Annotated in this window: 14 protein-coding genes; 5 read left to right on the top strand and 9 right to left on the bottom strand. The window is 56.5% G+C overall.

The genetic code is table 11. The features are described 5' to 3' along the window. Positions 1-38 precede the first annotated feature (38 nt). The 5 genes from RBB47_RS03410 to RBB47_RS03390 form a co-directional block, all read right to left on the bottom strand. The gene (locus RBB47_RS03410; protein ID WP_305984337.1) at positions 39-665 is read right to left on the bottom strand and encodes a LysE family translocator; all 627 of its coding nucleotides are present in this window, start codon (positions 663-665) and stop codon (positions 39-41) included. Continuing rightward, on the bottom strand, positions 665-1,429 hold the full coding sequence (locus tag RBB47_RS03405; RefSeq protein ID WP_305984336.1) for an alpha/beta fold hydrolase: 765 nt from the start codon (positions 1,427-1,429) through the stop codon (positions 665-667). The genes RBB47_RS03410 and RBB47_RS03405 overlap by 1 nt, the downstream gene beginning before the upstream one ends. 176 nt (positions 1,430-1,605) lie before the next feature. Continuing rightward, positions 1,606-2,571: a GlxA family transcriptional regulator gene (locus RBB47_RS03400; RefSeq protein ID WP_305984335.1), complete on the bottom strand. Its 966-nt coding sequence runs from the start codon at positions 2,569-2,571 to the stop codon at positions 1,606-1,608. Positions 2,572-2,866: 295 nt separating this feature from the next. Continuing rightward, complete coding sequence (locus RBB47_RS03395; RefSeq protein WP_305984334.1) at positions 2,867-3,766, bottom strand: hypothetical protein; 900 nt, start codon at positions 3,764-3,766, stop codon at positions 2,867-2,869. A 904-nt stretch (positions 3,767-4,670) separates the two neighbouring features. Next, a complete protein-coding gene (locus RBB47_RS03390) occupies positions 4,671-4,874 on the bottom strand; it encodes a hypothetical protein (RefSeq protein WP_305984333.1) in 204 nt (67 codons plus the stop codon). A 299-nt stretch (positions 4,875-5,173) separates the two neighbouring features. On the opposite strand from RBB47_RS03390, the gene RBB47_RS03385 reads away from it, so the two are divergent. From RBB47_RS03385 to RBB47_RS03370, 4 genes are all read left to right on the top strand, one after another. Further along, positions 5,174-6,721 carry a hypothetical protein gene (locus RBB47_RS03385; RefSeq protein ID WP_305984332.1) on the top strand — a complete coding sequence of 516 codons (1,548 nt, stop codon included), beginning with the start codon at positions 5,174-5,176 and terminating at the stop codon, positions 6,719-6,721. Positions 6,722-6,742: 21 nt separating this feature from the next. Beyond that, positions 6,743-7,924 carry a phosphatase PAP2 family protein gene (locus tag RBB47_RS03380; RefSeq protein WP_305984331.1) on the top strand — a complete coding sequence of 394 codons (1,182 nt, stop codon included), beginning with the start codon at positions 6,743-6,745 and terminating at the stop codon, positions 7,922-7,924. Positions 7,925-7,944: 20 nt separating this feature from the next. Beyond that, on the top strand, positions 7,945-10,095 hold the full coding sequence (locus RBB47_RS03375) for a hypothetical protein (protein WP_305984330.1): 2,151 nt from the start codon (positions 7,945-7,947) through the stop codon (positions 10,093-10,095). Between the two features lie 362 nt (positions 10,096-10,457). Continuing rightward, on the top strand, positions 10,458-11,213 hold the full coding sequence (locus RBB47_RS03370) for a transporter substrate-binding domain-containing protein (protein ID WP_305984329.1): 756 nt from the start codon (positions 10,458-10,460) through the stop codon (positions 11,211-11,213). On the opposite strand, the gene RBB47_RS03365 is transcribed toward RBB47_RS03370, so the two are convergent. Then, entirely contained in the window at positions 11,185-12,069 is an 885-nt protein-coding gene (locus RBB47_RS03365) for a sterol desaturase family protein (RefSeq protein ID WP_371932730.1), read from the bottom strand. The genes RBB47_RS03370 and RBB47_RS03365 overlap by 29 nt on opposite strands. A 136-nt stretch (positions 12,070-12,205) precedes the next feature. Between RBB47_RS03365 and RBB47_RS03360 the strand changes: the two genes are divergently transcribed. Then, complete coding sequence (locus RBB47_RS03360) at positions 12,206-12,853, top strand: alpha/beta family hydrolase (protein WP_305984328.1); 648 nt, start codon at positions 12,206-12,208, stop codon at positions 12,851-12,853. Positions 12,854-12,862: 9 nt separating this feature from the next. On the opposite strand, the gene RBB47_RS03355 is transcribed toward RBB47_RS03360, so the two are convergent. The 3 genes from RBB47_RS03355 to RBB47_RS03345 form a co-directional block, all read right to left on the bottom strand. Beyond that, positions 12,863-16,261 (bottom strand): efflux RND transporter permease subunit, encoded by a 3,399-nt coding sequence (locus RBB47_RS03355; protein WP_305984327.1) that lies wholly within the window; start codon positions 16,259-16,261, stop codon positions 12,863-12,865. 14 nt (positions 16,262-16,275) lie between these two features. Further along, positions 16,276-17,691: an efflux RND transporter periplasmic adaptor subunit gene (locus RBB47_RS03350; RefSeq protein ID WP_305984326.1), complete on the bottom strand. Its 1,416-nt coding sequence runs from the start codon at positions 17,689-17,691 to the stop codon at positions 16,276-16,278. Between the two features lie 174 nt (positions 17,692-17,865). Next, positions 17,866-18,840: an Hsp33 family molecular chaperone gene (locus RBB47_RS03345; RefSeq protein ID WP_305984325.1), complete on the bottom strand. Its 975-nt coding sequence runs from the start codon at positions 18,838-18,840 to the stop codon at positions 17,866-17,868. Positions 18,841-18,845: the final 5 nt, after the last annotated feature.

Below are 18,845 nucleotides of genomic sequence, written 5' to 3'. Positions count from 1 at the left end.
AACTAAATAAATGTCTCCCCGGCGCGAAGCTTTGGTTTTTAGCCGACGCGGGACCCACGAAGCGTCAAGACACTGGCAGCAAACAGACAACTCGCGCCCGCGCGGCTGAAGAGCTTCAATACTCTTGGACTATGAAAATGCCGGCGCATGGCACAGGCTGTCACGAGCCAGAGGACACAGTTGACGAATGCAACGCCCATAAACGTCCCGATGAGGATTGTAAATTGCGGCAATACCGGACCTCCCGGATCCACGAATTGAGGAACGAAGGCGACGTAGAAGGGTGGCCCCTTCGGATTCAACAGGCTGATGAGTGTGCCTTGCCAAAAGAGCCTGCCGAGCGGTTTGTGCTTGTTGGCACCATCGGACTGAAAGGCTTCGACAGGGGATGTCCAAAGAGAATAGGCCAACCACATCAGGTAAAAGGCACCAACAACTTTAAGGACACCGAACCAGAAGGCCGAAGCTGCGAGAATGGCACCTGCCCCTGCCAGGGAAAGTGACATGGCAATCAACGCACCGAACAACACGCCGGGAATGGTTGCGAAACCAGAGCGGGCTCCGTCACGAATGGCATAGCTGACGGTAAAAATGATGTTCGGCCCCGGGATCAACACCACAATCACGCAGGCAACAACATATCCCAACCAGAGCTCAATGCTCATCATGACCTCCGATCGTGAGCGACGCTTTCCGATAAGACAACGCACTGCGCCACACAGGCAGCAAATCTCTGCGGGTTTTCGATCATCATCAGGTGCCCCGTGTCCGGTATGTTGATCCGGGAGGTGCAGAGCTGATTGGCCCAATCGGGCGTGTCCCATCCCGCAGCGGACCGCGCACCGGCGATCAAGTGAACCGGAAGATCGCTTTCCATGAGCGCGCGGATGCCTTCAAGGTATTCCGGGCCACGCGTTGCGGCAACAACGGCCGTTGCCTGGGCCTTGATCGTGGACGCGGGTTGGTTGGACAGCAGCTCGGGCGCAAGCCGGATGGCGAGTTCATCTGGCGCATCAATCGCGCCCTTGATCCATGTGACGGAGTCGGTCCGAAAGTCCTCAAGGACCTGTTCGACATCTTCTGCCTTCTGGCCTGCGATCCTGGACGACCAGAATGCGTCCTTCAATGTGAAGTTTCCCTCAACGCTGATCAGGCTTTTCACCAGATCCGGGCGTAACCCGGCCACGAAAACGGCCACAGCGCCACCGACCGAATGACCGACCAGATGCACCGGACCGTCTGCCTCCAGATGCGCAATCACATGCTGCGCCTGATCCTCAATTGTGAGCGACACAGTGGAATGGTCGGCGAACTGCCCGTAGCCCAGCAGATCCGGTGCGCTCACACTGAGACGTCCCGCAAAGGGCTGCAGGATCTCCGGTGCATTCAGGGCGCCGATAAGACCATGGACCAGACAAATTCTTTCCAACGATAAACACCTGTGTTGACGGAGTTCACATGCTGGGTGTGAACGAGACCTGCATTGGGCTCGACCCTACTCCCGAGTTGCCGAACCCTAGCCGATAATGAACCGGCCAATCTGACAGTTCACCGTCGTTTTCTGCCAATCTGCGGCCACGCGTTGATGCCTCTGGCAGTTTCACATCAGGCGGATTGAAACCGGTCTCGATACTCAGTGGGTGTAACACCTACTTGGCGCGTAAACGCTCGTCTCAACCGCTCCTCGTTTTTGAAACCACAGCGAACTGCTATCGCTTTGACACCGGCTTTCGTCGTCTCCAGCAACTCCCTGGCGGTGTCGACCCTGATGGTTTCAACGGTTTTTGCAGGCGTAAGCCCAACCGTCGAGACATAGGCTCTGTAAAAACTTCGAACGCTCATGTTCTGATATTGCGCGAGCTGCTCGACACGCAGATCGTCAGCGAGATTTTGCGCGATCCAGGCATGAAGTTCATCAAAGGTCCCCGACCGATCTGCGCACTGTCTTTCCAGAACAGCACTGAACTGCGATTGCCCACCGGGCCGCACCATATAGGTCACGAGATATTGCGCGCGTCTCAGGGCAACGTCGCGGCCCAGGTCTTCGGCCAACAAAGCCAACGCCATGTCGATCCCGGCTGTCACCCCTGCAGATGTCCAGACTCCGCCGTCGTTGATGTAGACGGGATCGACCTCGACACGCACTTTCGGGAAATCATTCTGCAAACGCTTGACGGCGTCCCAATGTGTCGCCGCTCTTCGATGATCCAGACATCCCGCGGCGGCCAGCAAGTAAGCGCCATTGCAGACCGAACCGACACGAGCCGCGTTTTGCGCCATTTTCCTGATATTGGCGACAAACGCGCTATCCGCAGCGGCGGCGTAAACGCCGGTCCCGCCGATTGTGATGAGCGTATGGATAGGAACGTCAGTCCAATCGGCCGAGGCATCCGTCTCCACGGAAATCATCACGTCCGTTGGAACCGTGCCACCCTCTGCGGACACAAGCGCAATGTCATAACGGGCCTCCCCCGACGCCGTTTGATGCAGGCCCGAAAAGACGTTTAAAGGCCCGGCAAGGTCCAGAAGCGTGATCCCTGGATAAACGACAAATACAATCTGGTCAGCCAAGGCCCCTCCTCTTTCCGGCACCTTGGCAAAAAATGCATGGTTACAGCAAATCGTGTCAATCCATGATGATGATCACACTCTCAAAGTAGTATTGAGGAAACGAAGTTGCGACTGGTCAGGCGAGTTTTTTCGATAGAGATAAACGCGCTGCAACTGGCAAAAAAATAAGTGGCGGAGCCAGGCTCCGCCACTGAATATTCCTAAAAAACAGTCTTTATTCAAAGGTATGGCGCTTCAGATCCAAACGGACCTTTCGGCAAAAATGTCTGGTGCGGTTTCCCGCGAAATCAGTTGGTCAAACGATGGGATACCCATCGATGACGTTCCGGTAAAACCCGGCGATATCTTTCGAGGCTTCGATGTCCGGGTGGAACTCGTCCGTCCAGCGACCTCGCACCACGTTGCGGATGTCGACCAGCGTGACATTCGGGAACTCGTCGTCAACTTCCTGTAGGACATCATAAAACCGGTCAATCAGATACGTCAGAATGCTCGTGATCAGGTCCTTGTCCGCCTCGAAGCGGAAATTGCGCTTCACAAAGGGCCGCCCGAACCACGGACCATCGCTGCGGGCAACAGGATAATCGTAGCCGTGGACCAGGAGCTGCGTGCGCGGTGCCCGTTTGGCAATGTGCTTGGCAAGGTCGACATAACCGCCCTTCAGCTTTTCAAGAACGGCCTCAAACCGATCCATGTGAAGGCAGTCTTCCGGCCTCTCGGCGCCCAGTGTGGCGTCCCTTTCCTTCAGGAGCCTTGTCAACGCAGCACCGCCCAGAAACTCGTTTCCACCGCCCGAGAAGACGAAATAGTCGTAGACACCGGTGTCGACATGAACCCTGAAGGGTTTTTTGTTGATCAGCTTGTCGAAGCAATGTCCCGGCCAGGCTGAACACGCTGTCTGGTAATACCCTTCCAGGATATCGAAAAACGTCCGGTTGTAGCCATGGAACCTTGAGACCTCGACGACAATGTTGATCCACGAATCGCCGCTTGCGCAGACCTGGATCGGTGAGCGGTGCACCCGAAGCGGATCGCACTCCTCACCCTTACCGGAGGCCGCCCATTCCACCGCGACTTGTTCCTCTGTGAGCGGCACGCGATTGTCGTCCAAGAGCTGGTAGGCCAGGCACCTGTTCGGGTCTTTTTCGTACCGCGTGTTGTTCAGGACCGTCGCTTCCAGGATATCGGCGTACATGACTACCTCCAAAGCTCTCGTCGTTACGTGGCTCGAGGAAGAGACCGGCCTTTTGGGGCCGCAACCGTTCACGATGGGACGGTCGATGGGGCTGTCTTCCTCATTTCGGCTTTTCCGGCAGCCACGCACCGGTTATCCGGTGTCTGATGAGCCGCCTGGCTTAAAGCCGAACTGACTTTCTTTCTTTTTTCGAGGCCGTCTTTTCCGGCTCTTTCTGTTGCAGTCTTATTGTTCGTGATGGGCACTCACATGCGCCTTGCTGTTGAGGAATAGTCTTACAATATTCGTCGTGACTGTGCGCGTGAGAAAAGCGTGAATTCAAATTCACACGAAGGAAAAAACCCGATTCAATCAAAGGTTGTTAGTAAAATTTCGACTTTTATTGATTCAAAGCATTAGAAATTTAGCAAGTAAAGACAGCACTTCTGGGTCCTGATTTTGCAAAGTGACTTTTCATACGTTTGCCAGTTGGATTTCTGCCTCGACATGCTTGGCCTTAACATCGGAGAAATACGTATGTGCTGCAGAAAGACACCTCACCTCATGGGGAGCTGCGGCACCCGCATCCCGGACATATTCCGAGGTCGAAAGGATGCGTGCTGTGACGAGGTTCGGTTGGACACAAACCATAGTCGCCAGGTTGGTGTTCTTGGACACCAAACATCTCTCGCGCCCGGTCGACCACACAGGTGCAGCCTTGGCAACATCCTGGCCAACGCTTCCGGTATGATCAAATTGGGTGAGATCTTTGCGATACAATCGTACCGGGATTTCCTATGAGGATCTAACCCGGTGTCCGAAAAAGCTTGAGTAAAAAAAGTTCAAACACGCATAGCAAACCCGGCTGTGCATGCAACAGGTGTTACATACGCTAAGAACTGTTTAGAAGCGCGATGCAAAATGGCTAGTTCGACCGAAACAGCGTTTTGTCGCCAAGAATGATCAGCCATTCTACGATTTTGCAGAGATCTTCGTCTTCAATCTCCCCGCCTTCTATCGCCTGACGAAGACGGTTGCTGATTTCGGGCCAATGATTATGCAGATCCACCAAACTTTTTATTTCCAAAGAAATCTCGCCGATTTTGATCACATTGGCCTCGTTTTGCATTCTTTTAGCTCCCACGTTTGCCATCTTGTTTTACAGTTGTTTTCCCTCTCTACTGCGTTAAAAAAGTGTGAATCGGCACTTCGCATCTGGATTCACCTCAGTAACTTGATCTATCAATTGAGAGCTTGTCGGGGGTAGCTGTGGCCAATACGTTAATATTTATCAGGATGTATGGGACATTTACTTGCTCAACTTCTGAGAACGGTGACGTATTACCGCTCACGGGCAAAACGGCTGCCATGTTTGCTCTGTTGGCGTCAGCGCCAAATGGGCGCCGGACCAGATCATGGTTGCAGGACATGCTGTGGCCGAGATCCGGCGCGCAGCATGGCCGGGCAAGTTTGCGACAGTCCCTTGCTAACATTAAACGCGCTTTGGGCGACAATTATGATCTCTTGATCGGAACAACCAATCAGGATGTCTGGATCAACCTCCCGGCAGTCCGGTTTGTCGGTTCACCGCAAGAAGGAATGTTGCTTGAGGGTCTCAATCCCTCTGGCGCAGACGGTTTCGAAGCGTGGCTCACGGAGCAGCGACAACAGATCGTTGCAGGTCTGGAGAGCGACATCAGTACGGGCTTGCACGCGAAAGCCCCTGTCTCAATCAAGCAGGAATCCTCTATATCGTCCGGCTTCAATGATCTGACGAAATTGCGGCCTGCGATCGCGATACTACCGTTCTCCCATTCGGCGAGTGACGGCATCGATCCATTCTTTGGTGACATGATTGCGGGCGATTTGTCTCGAATAATCGCCAGGGCACACGGTATTGACGTGATTTCCCATTTGTCGTGCCGGGCAACAGGATTCATCAATGCCGACCTCGACCGCCTACAAAAGAGCTACGGTGTCGACTATGTAGCGACAGGCTTTTTGAGAACCTCTCACGGTGACATTACATTGGACATCGAGTTCACCGACAGTGCCTCCGGTGTGATTGTCAATTCAAAACGGTTCACACGTTCCAGCAAAGACTGGCTCAAGGGCAGTGCTGAGGTCCTTCATGAAATTGCGAATTACATCGTCGACTCACTCTTCAAGGGAGCGATGCGCGACATTCGCACCAGGAATATTGAAGACGTCAACGCGCACACTCTGTTGATGTCGGCAATCGCCCTGATGCATCGGCAGGACCTGGCCAGCGTGCTGCGGTCGCATAAGCATCTCAAGAACATTATCGAGCGGCTAGGCCCTTCGTCCCTTCCTTACGCCTGGCTTGCGCAATGGTACATTCTGTTTCTTGCGCAGGGCTGGGGCACGAATATTGAGGACGAAAGACGCGCCGCTCGTGAGATGGTTTCCAGGGCACTTGACGCCGATCCGGATTGCAGCTTCTCGCAAGTGATGGACGGTGTCGTTTCCTATCAGCTTGAGAGGGATTACGGACGCGCTTCGGTCACTTTCAATGATGTTCTTGCCCAGAACGAAAACAATGCTGTCGCCTGGTTTTGGAAAGGTATCATGTATGCTTTTGAAGGCGAAGGCCGCGAAGCGATAGCCTATACGGATCGAGGCCGCCTTCTGACCCCGCTGGATCCCGGAGGGTATCTCTACAAAAACCTTTCGGGCACGGCACATTTGTCCGGAAAAAATTTTCAAGCCGCCTTGAAGCTGGCCGAAGAGTCTCTTGATCTCAACAGGCACCACGCATCGGCGATCAGAACAAAAATCGTTGCACTAGACGGCCTGCACCGTTTTGACGAGGCGAGAGCCGCTGCTTCGATCCTGCTCAAGATGTACCCAAAATTCACTATTGAAAGCTACCTATCCGCACACCCAGCCGCTGAACTAGAGATAGGTCGAGAATGGGCAGATGCCCTCGAAAATAGCGGCATTCCAAGACGCTGACATTAATTTCAGGAGAGTAAAATGGCATTTGAAGGCGGGGCTAGCGGCACATCAGGCACCAGTGGAACGTCCGGTACATCTGGTACAAGCGGAACATCCGGCACTTCTGGTACAAGCGGGACTTCTGGGACGTCCGGGGCTGGCGGACGTCAGTTTTCCGGATACATGGCACAGAGTATCGTCAACGCGCGCGACGGCATTGTCGGACCGCGCTCCAGCTGGGAAACGCAGTCCGTTACCCACTTAGGATTTGAAGACCCAAAGGATACGATGGCCTGGCCAGGTTGGGCGCGTTCGATGGTGATCCATGGTGAATTGATGAGCGGCTTGCGCATCTCAACGGATGGGGCGGTGGCCGTTCAGATCGCGCACCGCGATGAAGAGCGAACCAACCCATGTGCAGGCCCGGTGAAAAACCTGGCAACCATCAAGCGGCCAAGCGAGAACTTTTTCAAAGGACAGATGAATCTTGTTCTCTCCTACGCCGACCTGCGTGTCGACCGCCTCGCAGAGATAGTCAATCAGACCGGCTATCCAGATCACTATTTCGGTATCATCGTCTCACTCCATCCAGACCGCACAAAGCGTACACTGGAGTTGTTGGGCATTGTGCAACGCTTTGCCACAGCCGTTGTCCAAAACGTCAAAATGGCGCTGGCTTGTAAGCGACCGGACCTCTATTCGGCGTCTGTTCAGCCTGCAATCCCCATGCCCGGCCATGGCGCATTGCCGTCCGGCCACGCAACCGAAGCAGCCGCGATGGCGCTGATGCTGACCAAAATTTCCGGTAATCAGTCAAAGTCCGATACGGATGAAAACCACTACGAACGGATGATGATGCTTCAGGCCGAGCGTATTGCCGTCAATCGCACGGTTGCGGGCCTGCACTTTCCAGCAGACAGCATATCCGGAGCGGCGCTCGGACTTTGCCTTGCAGAATATTTCGAAGCGCGCGCGCAATCGACGGCCGGCAACCCCACGTCCATCAAACCCGTCACATTTGATGCCGCTGTGGCAGGCGAAGACGAAGCGGCAGAGCTCACCAGGGCGTCAACCACAGATTATTCGATCCGTGACTACTACAAGACCGGTTCGCGCAGATCTGGCGAACTCGTCGACATTGGCACCGATCTTGTGACTGTCAACCACGCCATTCCACAATTGGCGCATATCTGGAAATTAGCCAAAGACGAGTGGAAATAAATCGAGGCCGTGTTGTTACAATGTCTGGAACCTATCAATGGCAGCCGGCCGTAAGCTGGCCGATCACCGTCGATCCGTACACCAGGTGGCTGGTCGACACAGCACCAAATTGCCTGGATGTCGAACGCTTCACAGATTGCAGGGACAATCATTGGTTTCTCATCTTGCTCAAAATTCCGGATGAGAAATCAAACGGGAGCAAAGATTCGCAGAATCTTCGTCAAATCGACAAAAGCAATGTTATCTGGGAACCCGAGGGGTCCGCGTTTTCCTACCGACTCTCACGGAATAACTTCGACGATCTTTCCGGCAACCTGACAACTCCCACGCAGAAGGACGCCAAAGAAATCTATGCGCAGCTTGCTCCGCTGGACGACGCGATGGTTCCGAGTGACCTTGCAGAACCGTCAGTGGGAGACTTGAAATCGATCGGCGTCGATCCTGACAAAGCCGTAATTTTTGGCGTGATTGATGACGGAATAAACGTTGCCCATGAACGCTTCGTTGATGCTGAGGGCAATCCACGCGTCGACTTCGCGTGGCTGCAAGATGGACGATTGGACGCGGAGAGCTCCAACCCTTCAACCGTATTGTTCGGCAGAGAAATTTCCGCCGCACAGATTAAAGAAGCAAGAGCGCACTCAGATGCGGAGGAGAAAACCCTTCGTACGCTCGGGCTGGTCGACCCTGCGAGATCGGAAGCGACTACGCTCAGCAAAGCGTTTAGCCATGGCACCTTTGTTCTCGACACGCTGGCGGGCTACCCTGGCGATCATACAGTGAAACGGATTGCAGGAACCGGTATCGCGGAGCTGTCCAACGGAGATGTCGAAGTACACGCAAAGGATCGAAGGATCGTCGCGGTTCAGTTGAACAGAAGAGTAACTGTCGAAAGTTCAGGTGCACTTTACGCTCTGTTCGCTATTTTGGGCTTGCAGTACATTGTCGATCGGGCAAGGCGAGTCGCCAAAGAAATAAGAAAACCCAAGGGAAAAAGAATTCCGCTTGTGGTCAATTTCAGCTACGGGCTCGCGGGTGGTCCCCACAATGGTGATCACATCTTTGAGCGTTTTGTCGAGGAGATGATTTCGAAACTCGACAAAGACCCGGATCTCGGACCATTGCTCGTTCCCATGCCCGCCGGGAATAGATACCTGCTCAAGGGTCATGCGCATGTCGAGGCAGAGGAAGCAGGAGAGCATGAACTCAAGCTGAACTGGATCACGCAACCGCAGGACAAATCTCCAAATTATCTTGAGGTTTGGATTCCAAAGCCGGAAAAACCGAAAAAGAAGAGTGTGCAAGCGGAACAAAAGGTCACGCTTGCACTGAAACCGCCATTCGGTGACGACGGCGCCATTCTTGAAGAAACCTTTGACGTCGGCACCCTGACCGGACAGGAAGATCGCGAGCTGCGGGATTTGGACGATAACATCGTTGCCAGGGTGACATTCGATGTTTTGGACGCGTCAAATGCTGATCCCAACTCACGTTCAAGCGATAGGAAAAAATACTATCCGAAGCTGCGAATACTGATCGCACTTGCCCCAACCCGCCCGATCGCAGATGACACGGCAAGCATACCTCCGGGGGCGTGGGAAATTTCGGTTAAAGCTCAACTCGCATCGGGAGAACTCATAGAAGGCTGGATACAGCGTGATGATTCACCGCCGTTTTTCCGGCGCGAAGGTCGGCAGTCCTATCTCGAAGACCAGAGCTGGACCCTGGAACAACAACGCCGGGACGAACTGACTGAGTTCATCGAAGAGCATGATGCGAACGCAGGTATCGCCCGATACGGAACGCTCAACGGCCTGGCAACCTCTGAAAGCATGATCAGGGTTTCCGGTCATCGATTAAGTGACGGACTGCGTGCCATTTACTCAGGCGAACCTCATGAGGGGATGCTTGACTCAGACGCTTCCGCGATATGCGACAGATCACGAGTGGTCTCGGGACTTGTTGGCACCGGAGGTCGCGGCGGCAGCAGCCAGATCATGAACGGAACAAGCGTCTCTGCACCAATCGTTGGCCGCAGCATAGCGGACTTTCTTTCTGCAAATGACTTTTCGACTTCCAAGAAGGCAAAGGAAGCCTTTTTGAAGCAGTTTGGCTCACTTCAGTCGAGTGCAGACGTTCCGAATATTGCCAAACCAGATCCTGAGTCGTGATCAAAAGTTAGCAGAAGAGACGTAGTTACACCGGCCTAAAGAGAAGTCGACTGGCTTCACTTTGGGCCGGTCGACGCTTGCGACTACGGAAGTGGTTTAGAGTTTCCTGAGGAACGGATAGTCGGTGAACCCATTTCTATAACCTTCTAACGACCACCTATTTGATGACCTGTCCCGCGACATTCGGCTATATTGGCCGCGACGAAGCGTGACTCGCGCCACATTTCTCTGAGCGGGTCACCAGGAAAATTGTGCAAACAGGTTCAAATCTCCGTTTGATGAAGAATTCGCCAGCCGCATTATTAGTCTCGGTGTTCTGCCTGTTCCTTGCGCCTGCAATCACGTTGGCGCAGGAGACGGATGTGCGTGTGCCGAATTTCTGGGATCCAAAGGCGGTTCATGACCGGCCGAATTCCATCCCGGACAAGATCCAGTTTCTGGCAACCGACAACTACCCCCCTTTCGTATTCCGGGATCCGCAAGGGCGGCTGACAGGGTTCAATGTCGACCTTGCACGCGCGCTCTGCCAGGAATTGGGCAGTTCCTGTGCCCTCAGGATCAAGGATTTCAATGTCCTGTTGTCCGCTCTCGATGAAGAAGAAGGCGATGCGATCATCTCCGGCCTGTCACGCAACCTGCCCGTGACCCGCCGGCTGAACTTCACAGATGACTATCTGAAACTGCCTGCACGCTTCATTGTCCTTGCCGAAAATCAGGATACTTTCAACGAGCAGGCGTTGACGGGCAAGACCATCGCGGTGGTCTCAGGATCCCGATACGAGGCGTTTGCAAAACGGTTCTGGCCCGACGCGGAAATTGTCGGATTTGAGACCGTGTCCGGCGCGCGCGAGGCTGTTAAATCAGGCACGGCCAATGCGCATTTCGGTGACGGGCTCAGCCTTGCCTTCTGGCTGCCGAGCGAAGCTGCCGCGGGCTGCTGCCGGTTTTCCGGAGGGCCGTGGCTGGAACCGGGCTACTTCGACGAGGGCATGGCGATCGCGACACGGCCCGAGGATACCGAGCGCACCGCCGCGCTCAATTACGCACTCCGCCAGCTTCAGCAAAAGGGCATCTACCGGGAGCTTTATCTCAGGTATTTCCCGCTGAGTTTTTACTGATTGCTTTTTTGACACCCACGCCTTCGATCCGTTCATCCGGGTCCTTCTGCACCTCGCGCCTTACGTTCAAAAACGGAATGGCCAGGCTGAAGGGAAGCTGGTGGGCTTTGGGGGTCAGCGAGGGGCCAAGGCCTATCTCCATGCCGTCATGACCTTTTTCGGGCTCTTCGATATAGGTGCCGAACAGCCTGTCCCAGACGGAAAGATAGAACCCGTAGTTTGAATCCGTTTCCCTGTGGATCACGGAATGATGAATCCGGTGCATGTCGGGGGTGACAATGACGAAGCGGAGCAGCCGGTCCAAAGCCTTGGGAATTCGGACGTTGGCGTGTCCGAAGACCGCCGAGGCATTGAGCACGATTTCAAATATCAGGACGGCTTCGACGGGTCCGCCAAGCGCGACAATCACCAGCCCCTTCCAAACGAAGGACAGGAGGATCTCAATCGGATGAAACCGCAGCGCCGTTGTTGCATCCACTTCACTGTCAGCATGATGGACGCGGTGGATGCGCCAGAACCATGGCACCTTGTGGGAAGCAACGTGCTGGCCCCAGACGGCCAGATCGAGCACAAGGAACGTGATCAAACCCGCCAGCAAGCCGGACCAGCCCAGGATGCCGAACAGGCCCCAACCCTTTTCCTGTGCCAGCAACGCCAACCCGACGCCGCCGATCGGAAAGATGAGCCGGACGAGAATGGAATCGAGGAGGATCAGCCCCCAATTGGTCGGCCAGCGTTTCAGCCGACCGTTTTCCAAACGCCGCCGCGGCAGGCCGGCTTCCAGCAGGGCCATGATCAGAAAGATCCCGCCAAAGCAGGCCATGCGCAGCTGGTTTATGTCGAACTGTTCAAACATGCCTTTTCGAATCCAGCCGCTTGCAATGACGATTGCGGCTCTGTAGTGCAAGCGGTAACTGGATGATACCTATTTCATCTTTCGCGAATATATAGCCCGCATTTCTTCAATTTAAGCTGCGACAGATCACATCACCATGAGCGACTTTCTCTGGACACGCCCTGACACGGACCCGATCGCGACACTTCTGATGGCACATGGTGCCGGAGCCGCGATGGACTCAACCTTCATGGACAAGCTCGCCACGGCCCTTGCGGCGGAGGGTGTCGCTGTTGCGCGGTTCGAATTTGCCTATATGGCCGGACGGCGGACGGGCGGGTCCAAAAGACCACCACCGCGCGCCGACAAGCTGATCGGCGAATTCCAGACGGCGCTGCAGGTCCTGCTGAAGGAAACAGAAGGTCCCTTGCTATTGGGCGGAAAATCCATGGGAGGCCGGGTCGCTGCCATGCTGGGCGGCGGCGGATCCCTGCCCGGCCGGGTCAAGGGGATCTGCTGTTACGGCTATCCGTTTCATCCGACAGGCCGGCCGGAAGCAGACTGGCGGCTGGCGCCTCTGGAAGAGGCCAAGCGCCCTGTCCTGATCCTGCAGGGCGACCGGGATCCCTTCGGGTCCAAGGTGGAACTTGATGAGATGAACCTGCCAGATCACGTCACGCTGACCTACCTTGAAGACGGGAACCACGACTTCGGGCCGCGCGGCAAGTCTCCGGCGACGCTGGACGGCAACATTCGTTTGGCGGCTAAAGCAACCGCCAAATTCACCACATCGCTAGAGACTTGAACCCAAACTTCATTCAGCGGGTGTGATGCTGCGTCCGTCTCCGGAAGCCGCGTGCGCGTGCTGGCGCCGGCGCAGGAAGATAATGCCGCCGATATCATCACCGATCATGACAAGAGCCGGTACGAGCACGAGCACCAGCGCGGTGGCCGTTGCCAGTCCGAACACTATGGTGATTGCCATCGGCAACAGGAACTGGGCCTGAAGGCTGGTTTCGAACATCAATGGCAGCAGGCCGCCGATCGTGGTCATAGACGTCAACAAGACGGCCCGCAGACGATCGCAACTTGACCCGATGGCCGCCTGATCGATGGCTTCGCCGGCGGCCAAACGTTGCTCAAAGCGCGCGACCAGGATGATCGAGTTGTTGACGAGAATGCCCGCGAGCCCCAGAAGACCGATCATGCTCAAGATGGTCAGATTGAAGCCCATCAGATAGTGGCCGACGATCGCACCGACGATCCCGAAGGGGATGATCGACATCACAACGATCGGGCGGGAATAGCTGCCGAAGATCGCGGCCAGGATGATATAGATCCCGGCGACGGCCATCATCACGCCGGTCAAAAGATCCGAGAAGGCGTTCGACTGCTCTTCCGCTCGTCCCGCAAAGGAGTATTCCAGGCCATATTGCTGCGTTAGCTCCGGCAAGAACTCTTTGCTCAGCTCGGCGATGATCTCGTTGTTCGACGTTATCGTGCTGTCGACATCGGCAACAACAGAGACCTGAGTTCTGCCGTCGCGACGCAGAATGACCGAGAAGCCTTGCGAGTCGGTCAGGTCAACCACCTCCGTCAACGGCACGAACTCACCTGCCGGCGTTCTCAGCGACAATTGTCTGAGCGCGGCGCTTCCGTCGGCATCGAAGATCTGTTTGACCCTTACCGAGACTTCTTCGTCTCCTTCCGCGAAACGCCGGGCGATATTGCCCTCAAAGGCGTTGCGGATCTGCCGGGCGGCACTTTCCACTGTGAAGCCGAGCGCTCGTCCGCGCGGCGTCAGTTCGACCAGCAACTCTGGTTTCCCCCAAGGCAGATCGTCCGAAACGGCACTCGTGCCCGGAAACGCCGAGAGTTCCTGCTGAAGTTTCTGAGCTGCGGCCTTCAGGTCCTTGAGCGGCGCTCCGGTCAATCGGATATCCAGATCACGACCAGGAGGACCGCCCCGGCGCTCAGCTACCGCAATGCGTGAAGTTCCCGGGATCGCAGGAAGTGCAGCGCGCCACGCCCGGACAATTTCAGGCGTGCGGGTCGTGCGGTCTTCCGAGCGGGTCAGCTGAACGGTGATGTTGGCAACGTTGTCGCCGCGATTGTTGCCCGCCTGGCCGAGTGTGGCATAGGTGGCCTCAATCAGCGTTTCACCGTTGTCACGCGTCAGATTTGCTTCCGCGTCCTTCAAGGCCTGCTCGATCCGGGCGATCCCGGCAATTGCTTCTTCTTCCGGAATACCGGCATGGAAGAAGATCGACGCGGTCAGGTTCTCCGCTTCAGGTGAGGGGAAAAAGGTAAAGCCGACCCGGCCGCCCTGAACAAGACCGACGGCAAGGATCATCGCAGAAACAGCGACGGCTAGCGTCGCGTATCGCCAATGAACGGCAACGGACACGAAGGCGCGGAACGGATAGTCGCGTATCCAGCCGAAGCCGGTATCGAAGCCGCGGCGGAACCAGCTCGACCGGTCGGGGTCTTCCCGGCGCTGCTTTTTCCGCCGCAGCGCCATGAGAAGGGATTCGAAGGCGAGCGCGAGCAGGAAACAGACGCCAATAACCACCATTTCAAAAACGAAGACACCGGCTGTGTCCCTTAGGCTGCGAAGCGGGTCATCGATCACATCCAGATATGGCGGCACCGAAATGTCGGGTTGCGCAACAAGCGCGCTCAGGAAAAAGGCCGGCACACCGGCGACAATCACGACACGCCACCAACTCCAGCCCGGACGGCTGCCGAGGGCATGTGACAGATGACCCGGCAAGATCAAAAAGCACTCGATCAGGGACGCGATCACGACCGCGACAACCACAACAGGCAGAGTGCCCATGATCTGCCCAAGGACGTCGCTCACGAGCAGAATTGGCAGGAAAGCGGCAATCGTCGTGAGGCTCGCGGCAAAGATAGGCGCAAGCATGGTTGTCGCACCGTTGATCGCCGCGTCTTCAGGACTGTCGCCCATACTTCGGCGTGTGGCCGTGTGCTCACCCACGACAATGGCATCGTCAACGATCACGCCCAGCATCATAATGAGCGCGAACATGGAGATCATGTTGATGCTTTCACCCAGCAGCCACATGATGCCGAGCGTTGCCATCATGGCGACCGGGATGCCGGCAGCGACCCACAGCGCAATCCGCGCATTCAAGAAAAGAAACAGGATCCCGACGACAAGCACCAGACCCGTCAGGCCGTTCTCGACCAGAAGGGAGATCCGGCCCTTCACCGCATCGGCGCGGACATCATATTTCAGGATCTCCAGCGTTTGCGGCAGTTCCTGGGAAATTTCGGCAAGGTAGTCATCGACGATCTGCGCAGCCTTCAGGGTGTCGGTCTTTTCGGTCCGCAGGATCTGAAGTTCAATTGCGCGCGTGCCGTCCGAGAAACCCTGGTTCTCGCCTGAATCAAAATCCCTGACGACGGTGCCGATGTCCTCGACAAGCGTTTTCTCACCCGAGGCGAAGGACTTCACCTCGATGCGACCGACGGCCTCCGGTGACCTTTCTTCCGACAGGGCCCGGATCTGCCGTTCGACAGCGCCGTCGAGATTGCCTGCCGGAAGGTCGATCGTGTTGCCCGCGATCTGGCCGGCGACGTCGGCGATTGTCAGATCGAGGCGCCTGAGCTCACGTTCCGGGATTTCGACCAGATACTCCGGTGCGCGGTATCCATAGAGCTCGACCTTGTCGATCCCGCGGGCCAGCAGGTCGTCCCGGATCTGGCGGGCGAACACCTTGAGCGCCTGTTCGGAAAAAGGACCCCGCAAGGCGATTGTCGCAACACCGTCGGTAAAGGTCGACGCGGAAATGACGGGCGTTTCTGAATCGATCGGCAAAGTCGTGACACCGGCAACCGCCTGCTCCACATCGGACAGGGCCTGCTGCATGTTGGTGCCTTCGACGAAGTCCATGCGCACCGACGCGGAGCCTTCCCGACCGTAGGAGACGATCTCATCCAGTCCGTCGATAAAGCGCAGTTCCGGCTCGATCACTTCCAGGATATTCGAGGCAACGTCCTCGGCACTGGCCCCCGGCCATACGATCGTCACGGAGATGTTGTCGATCTTGACGGTCGGGAAAAACTGCGTGTTCAGCTTTGCGAGCCCGTAGGCGCCGAACAGCACCATGACGGCCATGATTAGATTTGCCGCGTTCGCATGGCGAACAATCAGTTCAAGGAAGCCGCGGGACCGGATCTCTCGCATTGCCAGGCCTCCCGCTACTGGGCCGACGTGTCACGGCTGGTCGCCGTGCTGGCTACATTTCCATCCGTCGCGGCGGCCGCACCGGTTACGTCGTTCACCAATAGGCCGGCGCCGGCTTCCGGTATGCGCGTTGTCAGCAGCGTTTCACCCGGTTCCAGATCACCTGTGACCAATATAAAACCGTTGTCGATTGCCTGCGCGATCACGTCTCGCGGCACCAGCCGGCTGTCTTTGACGACGTAGACCGTGCCTTCACCGTAGTACGCAGTCTCCGGAATGCGGAAACTTTCGCGATAGGTCTGGTCAGGCAGCGAAATCTCGACAAAGGCACCCGGACGCAGCGGAACAGATGCATCAGAGTTGTCAATCGTCGCGATCAGATCGACGCCACCGCGTGTGCTGGCAACGTCCGCACCGATACGACTGACAGTCGCCGGATAGGTCACCGCCTTGTTGCCGAGGTACCACGTCACTTCGACGGGACGATCCACCACGGTTCCGCTATCGGCGAGAAGTCGGCCGTACTGGTTGTCGGACAACGTGAAGCGAACTTCGAAGTCGTCGCTGCTGTAAAGCGCAACGACTGCATCGTTGACGCTCACGAGGCGTCCGGGTTCAGCCGCTTCGCTGCGCACGATTGCGTCAAATGGAGCTCTCAAGATGGTGTTTTCCAACTGACGCTCGGCGTTTTCCAATCGCCATTGAAGCCGCTTTACCGTGGCATTCTGCTGAACAACCTTTGCTTCCTCGAGCGCAAGCGAGTTTTGCCTTTGCTCCACGGTCTGCTGGCGCTGCGACACCAGAAGCCGCCTGTCATCGACGGTGCGCTCGGTAACCGCGCCGCGCCCGATAAGCTCCTCGGCCCGTTCCAGATCCCTTTGCGCGAACTCAAGTTGTTCCTGCGCGCGAACGACGTTTGCCTTTTCAAGTTCGACGCGGCCCTCGCTTTCGACCAGACCTGCCTGAGCCTCGGCAAGATTCGCCTGGGCTTCAGTGACGGCGCCCTCATAGTCGAACCGGTCGATCGCAACCAGGATTTCCCCGCCCGAAACATGCCCGCCCGCCTTCAGGTTGGGATGAACGTCCACAACCTCACCTCCGACAAGGGCCCGCAGCTCCACTTCGCGGCCAGCCGTTGTTTCGCCGAATACGTTGATATCCGGGGCGAAATCGCCCTGCGCCACCGTCACCGTCTCAACGGCGTAGCTCGTCTCCTGGATCGGACGCTTTGGGACGTCCGGCTTGGTCGCGACCAGGGTTTTCATCCCCATGAAAGCGGCGATCAGTATCGCGAACGCGATCAAGGCCTGTAGCAGCGCTTTCAGAACGAGCATGACCCGGCGCCAACCAGTTCCCGGATTGGGGTCGGCGGGCGGAAGAACTTCGGAAACCGGCTTGTTACCGGCGTCCTCTGGTAGGGACTGCAACATTTCTAAGCGCACCAGAGCTTCAAGTGTTGACACCAAAGAGTTTCTTGCAAGCAAATAGATTTACTTCGCACTGCAAAATTCAAGCCCCGAATAGGCCCCCAGGCGGCACTTGGCACGCTCAAAATTGTAACCGAGTGTGTCTGAATGCGCCAAATTGTTCCGAAGATGCGCGGATCAGCGATCGAATTCGTACTTCGTATTACAGAACTCGCACGTCACGACGATCTTGCCATCGATGGTCATCTCGTCGATTTCCTCGTCGCTGAAGCCGGACAGAACACCCTCGATTTTCTCTTGCGAGCACCGGCACTGGTCAAGAAGCGGTTGCGGGTCGAACAGCCGCACACCGCGTTCGTGAAACAGCCGGAAAAGCAGGGTTTCGACGCTGACCTCCGGATCGGTCAATTCCACATCGTTGACCGTTTCAACCAGCGCCTTGGCCTCAACCCAAGCGTCGTCTTCCTCTATCTCATGCAGCAGCGTGCCCTCAGGCGCGTCTCCCGGATCGAGGTCGGCCTGCACGAGGCGTTCGGGCGCCTCAGGCAGAAACTGAATGAGAATGCCGCCCGCAGTCCAGGTCTTTTGAAGAGCCTCACCGTCCGGGCGGGTATAGAGCTCACCGACCCCAAGCCGGACTTCCGTCGGGATCTGCTCCGAGCGATCGAAATACCGGCGCGCGACTTCTTCCAGGGAAATCCCGTCCAACTCGACGAGGCCCTGATATCGCTGCATATGCTGGCCCTGGTCGATGGTCATTGCCAGGTGCCCGTGACCGAGCAAGGCCTCTGGCGTCGCCTTGCCGGCGTCCGTCAGTGCTTGAACGCGCGCGGCATCGAACGTTGCGCAGGCGCGCACGTCGCCCGGTGACGAAAAGTCGACCACCAGCATGGAGACCGGTCCCTGGGTCTGCGTTTGGAGAATAAAGCGCCCGTCGAACTTGAGCGACGTGCCGAGAAGGCTCGTCAGCACGATAGCTTCCGCAAGCAGGCGGGAGACCGGCTCCGGATAGTCGTGCCGGTCCAGAATACTCTCCAGGGCCGGTCCAAGCGCGACCGCCCGTCCGCGCACATCCAGCGCCTCTACAGCAAAGGGCCGGACAGCGTCCAGCCCTGCGGGCGTAATGCCCAGCTCATCAAGATTCAGTGCCACGTCGG

Source organism: Roseibium sp. MMSF_3544 (assembly GCF_030732845.1).
Lineage (GTDB): Bacteria > Pseudomonadota > Alphaproteobacteria > Rhizobiales > Stappiaceae > Roseibium.
This window is presented reverse-complemented; position numbering and strand designations above follow the sequence as displayed.